General features: G+C 63.9%; 11 protein-coding genes. 3 read left to right on the forward strand and 8 right to left on the reverse strand.

The genetic code is table 11. The features are described 5' to 3' along the window. Positions 1-18 precede the first annotated feature (18 nt). From WKW82_RS29365 to WKW82_RS29375, 3 genes are all read left to right on the forward strand, one after another. The gene (locus tag WKW82_RS29365) at positions 19-1,050 is read left to right on the forward strand and encodes a Bug family tripartite tricarboxylate transporter substrate binding protein (RefSeq protein ID WP_340346232.1); all 1,032 of its coding nucleotides are present in this window, start codon (positions 19-21) and stop codon (positions 1,048-1,050) included. Between the two features lie 51 nt (positions 1,051-1,101). Next, complete coding sequence (locus WKW82_RS29370) at positions 1,102-2,097, forward strand: aldo/keto reductase (RefSeq protein ID WP_340346234.1); 996 nt, start codon at positions 1,102-1,104, stop codon at positions 2,095-2,097. Between the two features lie 476 nt (positions 2,098-2,573). After that, positions 2,574-3,491 (forward strand): Bug family tripartite tricarboxylate transporter substrate binding protein, encoded by a 918-nt coding sequence (locus WKW82_RS29375; protein WP_340346235.1) that lies wholly within the window; start codon positions 2,574-2,576, stop codon positions 3,489-3,491. A 98-nt stretch (positions 3,492-3,589) separates the two neighbouring features. Here WKW82_RS29375 and WKW82_RS29380 read toward each other — a convergent pair whose 3' ends face one another. The 8 genes from WKW82_RS29380 to WKW82_RS29415 all read right to left on the reverse strand — a co-directional run bounded on the left by WKW82_RS29380 (position 3,590) and on the right by WKW82_RS29415 (position 12,256). Further along, the gene (locus tag WKW82_RS29380) at positions 3,590-3,997 is read right to left on the reverse strand and encodes a GFA family protein (RefSeq protein WP_340346236.1); all 408 of its coding nucleotides are present in this window, start codon (positions 3,995-3,997) and stop codon (positions 3,590-3,592) included. Positions 3,998-4,131: 134 nt separating this feature from the next. After that, positions 4,132-4,605: a carboxymuconolactone decarboxylase family protein gene (locus tag WKW82_RS29385; protein WP_340346237.1), complete on the reverse strand. Its 474-nt coding sequence runs from the start codon at positions 4,603-4,605 to the stop codon at positions 4,132-4,134. A 100-nt stretch (positions 4,606-4,705) separates the two neighbouring features. Next, positions 4,706-5,749 carry an alcohol dehydrogenase catalytic domain-containing protein gene (locus tag WKW82_RS29390; RefSeq protein ID WP_340346238.1) on the reverse strand — a complete coding sequence of 348 codons (1,044 nt, stop codon included), beginning with the start codon at positions 5,747-5,749 and terminating at the stop codon, positions 4,706-4,708. Continuing rightward, positions 5,746-7,143 (reverse strand): MmgE/PrpD family protein, encoded by a 1,398-nt coding sequence (locus tag WKW82_RS29395; RefSeq protein ID WP_340346239.1) that lies wholly within the window; start codon positions 7,141-7,143, stop codon positions 5,746-5,748. The genes WKW82_RS29390 and WKW82_RS29395 overlap by 4 nt, the downstream gene beginning before the upstream one ends. Before the next feature lie 118 nt (positions 7,144-7,261). Further along, the gene (locus WKW82_RS29400; protein ID WP_340346240.1) at positions 7,262-8,035 is read right to left on the reverse strand and encodes an SDR family NAD(P)-dependent oxidoreductase; all 774 of its coding nucleotides are present in this window, start codon (positions 8,033-8,035) and stop codon (positions 7,262-7,264) included. Between the two features lie 35 nt (positions 8,036-8,070). Continuing rightward, the gene (locus tag WKW82_RS29405; protein ID WP_340346241.1) at positions 8,071-9,504 is read right to left on the reverse strand and encodes an aldehyde dehydrogenase family protein; all 1,434 of its coding nucleotides are present in this window, start codon (positions 9,502-9,504) and stop codon (positions 8,071-8,073) included. A gap of 34 nt (positions 9,505-9,538) precedes the next feature. After that, positions 9,539-10,849 (reverse strand): NAD(P)-dependent oxidoreductase, encoded by a 1,311-nt coding sequence (locus WKW82_RS29410; RefSeq protein ID WP_340346242.1) that lies wholly within the window; start codon positions 10,847-10,849, stop codon positions 9,539-9,541. Positions 10,850-10,924: 75 nt separating this feature from the next. Further along, entirely contained in the window at positions 10,925-12,256 is a 1,332-nt protein-coding gene (locus WKW82_RS29415; protein ID WP_340346243.1) for an MFS transporter, read from the reverse strand. Between the last annotated feature and the right edge of the window lie 5 nt (positions 12,257-12,261).

Consider the following 12,261-nt stretch of genomic DNA (forward strand, 5'->3'; position numbering starts at 1 on the left):
TTTCACAAAGAAAAAACCATGAGACACATCATTCAGCGTGCGCCAATCCAGGACGATGCGCGTCCATCCCGAGTGCGATGCGGGTCGCTCGGCAAGGCCCTGCGCCTTGTGGCGCTTTGCTTCGGCCTCGCCGCCAGCTTGGCCCACGCCCAATCGTTCCCCACCAAGCCGGTCACGGTCGTCGTGCCCTTCCCCGCCGGCAGCACCACGGACGTCATCATTCGCCTGGCCGGACCACGCATGCAACAGATCCTCGGTCAGCCGTTGATCGTGGACAACCGCGTCGGTGCGGCGGGCTCCATCGGCACGGCGCTGGTCGCCCGCGCGCCCGCGGACGGCTACACGCTCCTCTTCACCAGCCAGGCCCACACGGCCAATTCCAGCCTGTACCCGAATCTCCCGTGGGATCCGGTGAAGAGCTTCGCGCCGGTTCTTCTGGTCGGTTCCATTCCCAACGTCTTCGCAGTGCGCAGTTCTGAGCCTTTCAAGACGCTGGAAGAGTTCATCGCCTTCGCCAAGAGCAAGCCGGGACAACTCAACTACGCGTCCTCGGGCGTGGGCACGTCACCGCATTTGACGACGGAGCTGCTGAAGCAGGCGTCCGCGATCGAGCTCACGCATGTGCCCTACAAGAGCAGCCCCGAGGCACTCAACGCGCTGATCGCGGGCGACGTCGCCATGGCACCGCTGGGCATCGTAATTGCCAAATCACAGATCGAGGCAGGCAAGGTGCGCGCACTCGCCGTGTCTTCTTCAACGCGATCCCGGGTGCTGCCGAACGTGCCGCCCGTTGCCGAAAGCGGCATACCGAACTACGACGTCAGGCCCTTGCAGGCGATCTTCGCCCCGGCCGGAACGCCGCGCGGCATCGTGGATCAGTTGAACGCCGCTTTCACCAAGGCGCTGACCTCGCCAGAGATCGAGAGCAAGTTGGTGGATCTCGGCGTGGAACTCGACCTTCGTTCTCCGCAGGAGACCGGCAAGTTCATCCAGGCCGACGTAGACCGCTGGAGCGTGGTGATCAAGAGGGCGGGCATCAGGCTCGACTGACACCAGCGCCAATGACAGCTTTTTGAGATGGAACCAGGAAAGAAAACATCGATGCAATACACGAAACTGGGCGGAACGGGACTGAGCGTCTCCCGCCTTTGTCTGGGCACCATGACCTTTGGCAGCCAGTGCGACGAGGCTGTGTCCTTCAGCATCCTCGACAAGGCGCTGGAAGGAGGCATCACCTTCATCGATACCGCCGACGCCTATCCCTTTGGCGGCGGGTTGGATGACATCGGCCTCACCGAGTCAATCATCGGGCGTTGGATGAAGGGAAAGCGCCAGCAGATCATCCTGACCAGCAAGGGCGGCGCCGTGCGGGTCGGCCGCAATGTGCCGTGGGACGCGTCACGCAAGCACCTGCTCGATGCCGTGGATGCCTCGCTGCGACGCCTGGGCACCGACTATCTCGATCTCTATCAGGTTCATCACGATGACCCCTCCACGCCGCTCGAGGAAATCGTGGAGGCCCTCGACACCATCGTGCGAACCGGAAAGGCGCGCTATGTGGGCGTGTCGAACTTCCTCGCCTATCGCCTGGCACTCGCGCTCGGCCATGCCGAGGCGCGCAAGCTCTACAAGGTGGTGTCGGTGCAGCCGCGATACAGCCTGCTCTTTCGCCAGATCGAGCGCGAGTTGCTGCCGCTGGCCGCCGAGAAGCGCATCGGGGTCATGGTCTACAACCCGCTGGCGGGCGGACTTCTGACGGGCAAGTACAAGTCGATGTCGGACCCCTTGGCGGAGAACACCCGGTTCAGCGTTATCAGCAACCGGGCCAGTTACCGGGATCGCTACTGGCACGACAAGGAATTCGCAACGGTCGATGCCTTGCGCGACGCCGCTGCCAAGGCCGGCCAGTCGCTCACCGCTCTCGCGGTGGCCTGGGTTCTGGCCAATCCCGTGGTGACCAGCGCCATCATCGGCGCCAGCCGCCCTGAGCAACTCGCCGACAGCCTCGCAGGCGTCGAGTTCAGCCTGGATGCACTGCTGAAACAACAGCTGGACGAACTGACCCATGAGTATCGATTTGGCGACGCTCCGCGTTGAGCGAGTCCTTGACGAGGACGCGCAGGCCCCGCTCGTCATGGGTCTTGCGATTCCATGGCGGTAGCTGAAGCGCGCTGGCGCACACATGTCGCTGCGCAGGACATGCGACGCTTGCACCGCATACATTCACATCTCCGGGCTTGCTCCAACACGCACGGCGAATTGCCTTCAAGTGCCCTGTGAAAGCTCCCGCCGGCGCGCTCTTGCGGATGCGCCGCTGACGTCGGCACGCCTCTTGCGGAATTGACAGGCATGGCGTTGCCGAGAAGGCTTCGCCCTTCGCAGCCAGCGCGCCCAACACCCGTGATCGATGTCCGACACGCATCCGGTCACCGTTCAAGAGAGACAAGGAAGTACCGTGAATTCGAGCAAGAAACTTGGCAGCGCACGCTGCCTTCGAATGTGTGGCTGAACGGACGGCGATTTCGCGCCGAAGCCTGATCGCATTCGGCTTGGCGAGCGGACTGCTTCCCACGATGTCGATGGCGCAAGACCTGTCTTCCAAGACGATCCGCCTCATGGTCGGCGTGCCTCCCGGCGGATCGAACGACTTCGCGGCCCGGCTCATCTCGCCGCATCTGGCGGAAGCGCTGGGCGCCACGGTGATCGTGGAGAACAAGGTCGGCGCGGCCGGCACGATCGCGACGGACTTCGTCGCCAAGTCGGCGCCGGACGGCACGACCCTCTACTTCGGCGGTACCGGTCCGATCCTCATCGCACCGCAGGCGATGCCCAAGGTACCCTTCAACTTCCTCACCGACATCATGCCCATCAACATGGTGGGCGAGACGCCGCTGGCCCTCGCGGTCTTTCCGGGGCTGGGCGTCAAGACGTTGCAAGAATTCATCGCGCTGTCGCGCACGCGTCCGCTGTCGCTGGCCTCCACCGGCACCGGCTCACTACCGCACCTGGTGATCGAGTCCTTGATCCAGGCATCGGGCGGAAACATCCTGCACGTGCCCTACAAGGGCGGCGGCCCTGCACTCGCTGACGCCATGGGCGGCCATGTCAGCGGCGTGGTGCAGGACGTGCCGACATTCATCCCGCTGCACGAGCAAGGCAAGCTGACCCTGCTGGCCGTGACGAGCGCCAAGCGTGTCGAATTCCTGCCCAACATACCGACGGTCTCCGAAACGCTGCCGAACTTCTTCAGCGCGTCGAGCACCCTAGGCGTGTATGCGCCCGCCAAGACGCCGAGGGCGATCATCGACAAGATCAACGCCGCGCTCGTCAAGACCGTTGCACGCGACGACGTCCAGGAGCGCATGCGCAAGTCAGCGATCGTGCCGGGCGCAACGGCATCGCCCGAGGCCTTCCAGAAGTTGACGGCGCTGGAGTACCAGCGCTGGGGGAAGCTGTTGCGGGAGAAGGGCATCGTCATCTCGGCGACCTGATGAACCGCGCGCTGTGAAGGCTGGCGGCCGGAGGGAAGGAAGCTTCACATCGCGTCGCTTTGATCGCGAATGGAGCAACGTCGTCCAAGGGATGCCAGCTAAGGCTGCCCGTCAAACGATTCCATGGCATCTGTCAGCTGCACCCAGGCGAGGCGACGCCGTGTCCATATTTCGCGCCGGGGTGCACCCAGTGCTCGACTCTGTCGGATGGTTCCGACCCGGAGAGAGTAAGTCTGCGGATTCTCCTCGGCGCATGCATAGAGAGGACTTCCGCAGTTCTCGCAAAACGCATGGACCCGCCTGTTGCCGCTCGCTGCGGTCTTGATGTAGCGCCGCGGCGAGCCCTTCATCAGCCGGAAACCGCCGGCAGTCGCCAATATGGTGGTTCGGAAGGCAGAGCCCGACAGTGTTTGGCAGTCAGCGCAATGGCAAATGCCCATGGTGCCGGGCTCCACCTCTGCCTCGAACGCGATTGCGCCGCAGTGACACCCACCTTCGACTTTCATTGCAACTCCTCTGCCCGCGAAGTCCGCTTCCGGGCCAATGTTAGTCAAAAGGCAGCGCCGTTTGAAGGACCGCAGCCCTGATGATGCGCGGAGATGCTCGATGACACCAGCAATCTGCCTTCGCAGGGCTACGTCTACTGCTTGTCGACCTGCTCGAACGATCGAACCACATTGACGTAGCCCTTCTCGATGCGCCGCACAGCATGCTTCGCCGCCATCTCGCGACTCAAGGGTACGAGCCCAAAGCCGGTGGCAATTCGATGCATGAAAGCCGCCCGCCCCGCGATGGAAATCGCGTCGTGCGATGCATGCTCATCCCACCCCGCACTGACGACGGAATCGACGTCGAACTGGCATACGTCCGAGGGCGTGACCGAGAGCTTTCGCACGAGTGACAGCACCGGTTTCAGCCGAGCTTCCACACTTGCATTCTCCGGATCTCGCAGCAACTGCTCCAACACGCCTCTCTCGATCCCGCGCGCATAGGCAACCTCCGCATGGGCGATGAAGACGAATTCGCAGCCTGCCACGCCCGCCGCATAGGCAAAGAGCAGTTCACGCTCAGCCTGGCTGAATGGAGATGCGCCGTTCATCAGCACTTCGCTCATGACGGACCATGGCCCGTAGACCTCTGGGTACCTCTCGTAGATCGCGAGCGGCGTAGCGTTGTCGGGAAAGGATCTGAAGAAGGACAAAGAAACCCGCCTCCTACCGGTGGAAATCGGTGACGACGAAAGTGCCGGTCACTTCAGAACGCGTCATGCTCTCGAACGCCTCGCCGACTTCGGAAAGCCCGATCTCGCGCGTCACCAGCTTGCCTGGCGTGAGGCGGCCGTTCGCCACCAAAGGGATCATCGACGCATAGCGATGCGGGGCCATGCCGAGGGTGCCGATGATCTGCAGCTCGCGGTAGATCATCAGGTCGATCGGCACGCTGATATGCCCGGCTTCCTTCTTGATGGTGAGGCCAATCTGCAAATGACGTCCGCCCTTGCGCAGACTGCGGATGCCGTTGACACAGGTCTCCGAGATTCCCAGGGCGTCGATCGACACATGCGCTCCGCCCTTGGTGATGTCCATCACGGCACCCACCGGGTTCTCCGTCTCCCGGCCGTTGATGACGAATTCGGCGCCCATGACCTTGGCCAATTCCAGGTTGGCGGAATTCAGGTCTACGCCGATAACCCGCGCCCCCAGCGCTGCCGCAACATTGATCGCCGACAAACCGACACCACCGCAGCCGTACACCACCACCCACTCTCCGGCGGTCACTGCGGCGCGGTCGATCACCCCATGAAACGACGTCATGAAGCGGCAGCCGAGGGCGGCGCCGTCGCGGAAGCTCACCTCTTCGGGCAGGGGAACCATGTTCCGATCGGCCAGCGGCACGCAGACGTACTCGCCGTAGCCGCCCGAGTAGTTGCGGCCCGGGATCATCGTGTTGTCGCAGAGGTGGGCGCGTCCGGACTGGCAGTATTCGCAGGTGCCGTCGCTGCCGACGAAGGGCACCACCACGCGGTCACCCTTCTTGAATCGCGTCACGCCCTCGCTGACTTCTTCCACGACGCCGGCCATCTCGTGGCCGATGACGATCGGATAGGCGCGTGGCATGTCTCCCATCCAGACGTGCCAGTCGCTGCGACACACCCCGTTGGCAATGACGCGAATGATCGCGCCGCCCGGCGTCAGCGTGGGTTCCGGTACATCCTGGATGGAAAGCTTCTGGATACCTTCGAGAACCAACGCCTTCATGCCTTGGCTCCCTCGAAAAGCCCGGTAATCTGACCAAGGTTCGTCACCTCTTCAAGGTTCATGATCAAGTCCATCGAGCGCCGCGCGACCTCGTCTCCGAAATCCCTCGACACCAGTTCGCGGTACTTGCGCTGGATGTCGTCGCGGCTTACGGGGTTCTGGGGTGAGCCGGGCGCATAGGAACTGGCGGACAGGGTGCGGCCATCGCGCAGGCGCAATGTGACGCGACCCAACGGCCTTTCAAACGTGCACTCCGGATCCCGTTCGAGCCGTGTGCGTTCGGCCATCGCCAGGATCGCGGGATCCTCGAATCCGATGGCCTCGAGGTCGAGATAGCTCCCCACATCGTTGCTGCCCCTGACGATTCGCATGGCAACCCCGTACTCCGCGCTGAACTGGGCGCCCAGAACGTCCTTCGGACGTGGACCGACACTGCCCGTGTGGACAAAGGCCAGCGGGTCGCATCCGAGAATGACCTCTTCAACGTCCTGCGCAGAAAAGGCATGCTCCGCCTTGATCATGTCGTAGGCCGCGAAGTGAGGTTGCATCAGCGCGCAAGACGCGTACAGCTTGATCGAGGCCCGCTCGGGAAAATGCCACCGCATGCCCAGTTCCTCCGTCAGGTAGCGCGCATCGAAGTCATTGCAGAACGCCTGGAGAAAGCCCCTGCTCCCTTCGAGAATGGTTGGCGGTCCGTTGAGCCCCAAGCGCGCGAGGCGGGCGGAGCGGATGCCGGCTGCAACACTGATGCCCGCATGGACGCGCTTGACTTCCCCTCCGCTCTGCGCGAACTCCGTCGTGCCAGAGGCATGGCTGCCCGCTATGGCGATGGCATTGACAGCGACCTCCACATCGTCGCGCTCGATCATGGCGCTTGCGAGCGCCACGGCGAACACGCCCAGCGAACCGGTATGGTGAAAGCCACGTTCGAGAAGCAGGGAGGGCATGCTGGCCAAGGCCAGGCGAATGACGGTCTCGAACCCCACGACCGCGGCCCGCAGGACCTCCGCTCCGCTCGCGCCCTTTGCCTCTCCGATCGCAAAGACAGCGGGCACCACGGTGCATCCGGGGTGGCAGTTGGCACCCTTGCCACCATAGTCGTCAATCTCGAAGCTGCTTCCGGAAGTTCCGTTGGCAAAGGCCGCGGATTCCGGGTCGAGCCTGAGGCGGGTGCCCAGGATGGACGCCGTCCCGGCAGTGCCGAACTTCGACACGTACTCCTGCGTGATGCGGCAGGTCGGCAGCTCCCTGCAGCTGACCTGGGCGCCGATCTGGTCGAGCAGGTGCAGTTTGACTCGCTCGACGACATGGGGATCGATGTCGCACAGTTGGAGGCCGAGTGCCCACTCGGCGAGCTGCCTTGCCGCGGGCAAGGTGGTGGTGGTTGCTTGCATATGGTCCTGGTTCCCGTTCCGTGTTCCACCGCGCATCGACAGCGCAGTGCTTGCTCTTTTCCTGAAATCACACCGCGACCTACCTGGCGTCTTTCGTAGGCCAGCCAGGGCTTGCGGGTCACCCGGCCATGAATCCGCCATCCACTGTCATCAGGCTGCCCGTGGCGTAGCGAGCCCGGTCCGACATCAGCCACACGGCCATCTCGGCCATCTCCTCGGGTTGCCCGAGCCGACGCATGGGCACGGAGGCCAGCAGCTGATCTCCCCTCAGGGCGCGCGATGCCTTGAGGAAGCCGGTGTCAATGAAGCCGGGGCAAAGGCAATTGACACGTATTGCGGCGTCGGCGTATTCGATCGCGGCCGACTTGCTCAAGCCGATGATGGCGTGCTTGCTCGCGGCGTAGGCGCCCGAGCCCAGGCGCCCGACGGATCCGACCACGGACGCGGTGTTCAGAATGGTTCCGCCGCCCTGTTCGAGCATGTGGGCAATCTCGGCACGCATGCACAGCCAGGTCCCCGTGACGTTGACGCCCATGATCTGCGCGAACTGTTCTTCAGTGAGTTCGCCCACCTTGCGGCCGGCCGCCCCACATTGCCATTGCGCAATGCCGGCATTGTTGAAGGCGTGGTCCAGCCGCCCATAGTGGCTGACCGTGTCCTCGACCATGGCACCGACTGCCGATGCATTCGAAATGTCCACGCGCAGCGCCAGCGCCTGGCCGCCGGCTTGTACGACCAGGTCGGCGGTCTCCTCGGCGCGCTGCAGGTCAATATCGGCCAATGCCAGCCGAGCACCTTCGCGCGCGGCCAGCAACGCGGTCGCACGGCCAATGCCGGCCGCCGCCCCCGTGATCAGGACAATCTTGTCCTCGAGCATCCTGGTTGGATCCATGCGTTCTTTCCTGGGCAATGAGACGACGACGCCGCCTATGCAGCGGCCGGCGATGTGAAGCCGAGCATCGCCTTCACTTCAAGGTATTCCTCCAGGCCATAGGTGCCCATCTCCCGGCCATTGCCCGACATCTTGTAGCCACCCATCGGTGCGGACGGGTCCGCAGGTGCGCCGTTGTAGAAGATGCGGCCGGCGCGCAGCTTACGGCCTACAGCCATGCCGGCATCGATGCTGCCAGCGAACACATAGCCGCCCAGGCCGTAGTCGGTGTCGTTCGCGATGGCAATGGCTTCCGCCACATCCCGATAGGTGATGACCGAGATGACCGGCCCGAAGATCTCTTCGCTCGCGATGTTCATCGCCGGCGTGACGCCGGCAAAGATGGTGGGCGAGATGTAGTAGCCGGCCTCCAATCCCTCAGGCCGATCCAGGCCTCCGCGTACCAGTTGCGCGCCCTGGTCCAGTCCGCTTTGGATATAGCCCCGGATCTTTTCGAACTGTGCGCGATTGACCACCGGGCCCATCGTCGTTGCAGGGTCCGAGGGCGCACCGACTCGCACCTGCGCGGCCGCGTCACGCATGGCATCGAGCACCTGCGCAAGCCGGCTCTCATGGACCAGCACGCGCGATGGCGAGTGGCACGACTGGCCGCTGTTCGACATCGCACGCGCCACATTCCAGCGCGCAGCGGCGTCCTGGTCCGCATCCGGAAGCACGATGTTGGCGGACTTGCCACCCAGTTCCTGCGCCACGCGTTTGACGGTGCCCGCGGCGGCTTCGGCCACCAGGATGCCCGCGCGGGTGGAACCGGTGAAGGACACCATTGCAACCTCCCGGTGCCGCGTGATGGCGTTGCCCACCGTCGGGCCGTCGCCTTGCACCAGGTTGACCACGCCCTTGGGCACGCCGGCAGCATGCATGATTTCGACCATCAGCATGGTGCTCAGCGGCGTGAACTCGCTGGGCTTGATCACCATGGTGCAGCCCGCGGCCAGCGCCGAGCCGAGCTTGATGCACAGGAGCTGCAGCGGCCAGTTCCATGGCGTGATCAGGCCACACACGCCGATGGCCTCCCGGCAGATGATGTTGCGGCCCTGCCGCGTTTCAAACGCATAGTCCTCGAGGGTCACGACGGCCTGCTGCAGGGCCTCCAGCGCGGCGCCGGTCTGGCCCCTGAGGGTCAGGGGCGCGCCCATCTCCTGGCTGATCGTCGCCAGGACCTCATTTTCCCGCTCGGTGAAGGCGGCGATGATCCGCTTCAGCAGGGCGACGCGTTCGGCCTTGCCGGTTTCGCTGAAGGCGGGGAACGCCGCCGCAGCAGCCGCCACTGCGCGGTCGACGTCCTCCGCGCTGCCCAGGCTGATGCTTGCAAAGGGCGTTTCGGTGGACGGATCGATGAGCTCGAACCTTTGCTTGCCGATGGCATCGACCCATTCGCCATCGATATAGAACTTGCCGTAGTGTTTCATGGAAGTCTCTGTAACCTGTGTTGAAGCAGCGCCTTCAGCTGGTTGCTGCGATCGATTGCGCCGCAGCAATGAGCTGATGCCTGGGCCGAAGGCCCTCGGTGCGTGGCACCCCACCTGTCGCGTTCAGTCCGGCTTCGATCGCACCACAGCCGATGCGGGCCAGCAGCGCGGGAGCCCCACTGCGCATGGCCAGTGCGGCGGCGCCTTGCAATTTCTGCAGCACCGAAGCCATGTGGGTGCCGCCGCCTGAGGGGTCGGCTGCGAGCAGTGACAGGGCTGCCTCTGCAGCTCCATTCCATCCTGAGCTCTTTCTCAGCACCGGGCCCAGGCGTTCGAGCGTCAGCCCGTAGGCCAACCCCAAGGCCAGGCATTCGCAGGAGATCAAACGATTCAGTGCCGATACCGCACCGTCGATCAAGTCCACCACGCCGGCGGGCTCCTCGCTTGCTGTCGGCGTGCTGCCGTCACCCAGGTGAACGGCGCTCAGAGAGTCCACCACGCCGATCATGTCGTCCAGGCGCGCCTTGTCCCCCAGCGTGTTCACGCCCATCTGCAAGAGCATTTGCGCACCGTTGGTGACGGGCATCGGCACTCCCAGCGCCATGCCCAGCGACACGGCCTGGTCCACATCCTTGAGCATGAGCGCCAGGGCGAAGTTCGTGGATGGCTGGCCGTCCCAGATGGCCGGCAACACCTTTTCGGTGCCGAAGCTGCGCGATTCGCCGCGACTGAGCGCCTCGATCAGGCGATCGAGGGGGACACCTGCCTTGCGGCCCAAGGCAGCCAGTTCGAGCGCACCCAACCGGCAGCTTTCGAACATGGCGTTGTTCACGGTCTTGGTGGCCTGCCCGTCGCCGACGCGGTCGCCGCAGTGGTAGATGTTGGTGGTAATGGCTTGCAGCAACGGCAGAGCCCTTGCGTACCATTCGTCCGGACCGGATGCCATCAACGTGGCACCGCCAGCGGCGACCGTTGCCGGATTGGCGGACACGGCGGCGTCGACCATGCCGATGCCGCGTGCGGCCAGCTGCGCAGCAATCTCGCCCGTCGCACTGGGCAGTCCGCTGGTCTGGTCGATCACCAGCCTGCCGGCGGACATGGCTTGCGCCAAGCCGCCGTTCCCCAGCAGAACTTCCCGCACATCGCTGCTGCGTGGCAGGCACAGCAGCACCACATCACAGGTCCGGCCGAGTTCGGCCGGAGACGTCGCCCAGCGCGCGCCGAGCGCCTCGAAGGCAGGTGCGGCAGCCGCATTGAGATCCCACACCGTGAGTTCGTGCGCCGCGAGAAAGCGCTTGGCCAACTCGCCCCCCAACGCCCCCAGGCCAATATAGCCAACCCTCATGATTCGGAGCCTCCGTCAATGGACAGTGTGAAACGATTGCGCGTGAGAGGCCGCCGCCATGTGCCATGCACCGTGTCAAGTTCCGACCACGGGGGTATAGGCTTGTCGCTTCTTCACCACCGGGAGCAGGCTGTGGTGCGGTACGCCGGCCATGATCGCGATCAGGCTGACCACCGCGACAAGCACGGCGTAGCCGGCAAACAGCCACAACTGGCCTCCCTGCGCCGCCACAAGGGCTGTGGCAATCAAAGGCAGCGGGCCTGCGAACAACGCACCTGAGCTCTGGTAAGCCACCGACAGGCCGGTGTAACGAACAGAAGTCGGGAACATCTCGGCAAACAGCGACGGGATCGAGGCCAGCGCGGCCGAATGCCCGAGACCCATGATCATCACGTAGCCCACCACCAGTGCGACATACGACTTGCTCTGCACCGCATAGATGAAGGGAAAGGCGGCGAGCCCCAGAAAGACCAGCGAGCACACCAGCAATTTGCGGCGGCCGATCTTGTCGCACACGATGCCGAACAATGGAAGCGCCAGTACCTCGGCGACTGCACCGACGCACACCGCACCCAACATCTGCGTCTGGCTGAAGCCGAGCGTCTTCACCCCATAGGACACCATGAACACGACACACAGATAGAAGAAGGTGTTCGGCGCGGCCTGCGCGAACATCACCGAAAGGAGCTGCCTCGGATAGTCGCGCACGACAGTGACCAGCGGTTGGGCTTCCATCTCGCCATCGGCCTTGGCCTTCACGAAGTCGGGCGACTCGGCCATCTTCGAGCGGATGTAGACCCCCAGCACCAGCATGACGGCGCTCAGCAGGAAGGGCACGCGCCAGCCCCATTCCATCAGGGCCGAACGGTCAAGCCCGGACATGACGAAGAAGGTGACATTGCCCAGCAACAGCCCCAGCAAGGTGCCCACCTGTGACAGCTGACCGTAGAAGCCCCGCTTCGACTTGTCCGCATGTTCGACCAAGGTGATCACGGCGCCGCCATATTCCCCGCCAACCGACAGACCCTGGACGACGCGCAGCAAGACCAGCAACACCGCGCTGATGGGACCGGCCATGGCATAGGTTGGCAACAGCCCGATCAGCGTGGTCGACACGCCCATCAGCATGAAGCTCCAGTACAGGACCGTCTTGCGACCGATCCTGTCGCCCAGGTGGCCCGCCAGAACGCCCCCGATGGGGCGTGCAATCCATGCCGTGGCAAAGGCCATGAAGGACAGCATGCTCGCCGTGAGCGGGTCGAAGTTGGGAAAGAACAGCTGGTTGAGGAACAGCGCGGACATCGTCCCGAAAATGAAGAAGTCGTACCACTCCACGGTGGCACCGATCAGCGTCGATGCGACGACGATGCGCCTGCGCCGCGCATCTTGAGCCTGGTCATTGGTCATCTTGT

The sequence above is a fragment of the Variovorax rhizosphaerae genome, from assembly GCF_037889975.1.
GTDB lineage: Bacteria > Pseudomonadota > Gammaproteobacteria > Burkholderiales > Burkholderiaceae_C > Variovorax > Variovorax rhizosphaerae.

Excerpts from the sequence above, each read along its gene's own strand:
- WKW82_RS29365 (WP_340346232.1), top strand. The coding sequence starts at position 19 with ATGAGACACATCATTCAGCGTGCGCCAATCCAGGACGATGCGCGTCCA.
- WKW82_RS29370 (WP_340346234.1), top strand. The coding sequence starts at position 1,102 with ATGCAATACACGAAACTGGGCGGAACGGGACTGAGCGTCTCCCGCCTT.
- WKW82_RS29375 (WP_340346235.1), top strand. The coding sequence starts at position 2,574 with ATGTCGATGGCGCAAGACCTGTCTTCCAAGACGATCCGCCTCATGGTC.
- WKW82_RS29380 (WP_340346236.1), bottom strand. The coding sequence starts at position 3,997 with ATGAAAGTCGAAGGTGGGTGTCACTGCGGCGCAATCGCGTTCGAGGCA.
- WKW82_RS29385 (WP_340346237.1), bottom strand. The coding sequence starts at position 4,605 with ATGAGCGAAGTGCTGATGAACGGCGCATCTCCATTCAGCCAGGCTGAG.
- WKW82_RS29390 (WP_340346238.1), bottom strand. The coding sequence starts at position 5,749 with ATGAAGGCGTTGGTTCTCGAAGGTATCCAGAAGCTTTCCATCCAGGAT.
- WKW82_RS29395 (WP_340346239.1), bottom strand. The coding sequence starts at position 7,143 with ATGCAAGCAACCACCACCACCTTGCCCGCGGCAAGGCAGCTCGCCGAG.
- WKW82_RS29400 (WP_340346240.1), bottom strand. The coding sequence starts at position 8,035 with ATGGATCCAACCAGGATGCTCGAGGACAAGATTGTCCTGATCACGGGG.
- WKW82_RS29405 (WP_340346241.1), bottom strand. The coding sequence starts at position 9,504 with ATGAAACACTACGGCAAGTTCTATATCGATGGCGAATGGGTCGATGCC.
- WKW82_RS29410 (WP_340346242.1), bottom strand. The coding sequence starts at position 10,849 with ATGAGGGTTGGCTATATTGGCCTGGGGGCGTTGGGGGGCGAGTTGGCC.
- WKW82_RS29415 (WP_340346243.1), bottom strand. The coding sequence starts at position 12,256 with ATGACCAATGACCAGGCTCAAGATGCGCGGCGCAGGCGCATCGTCGTC.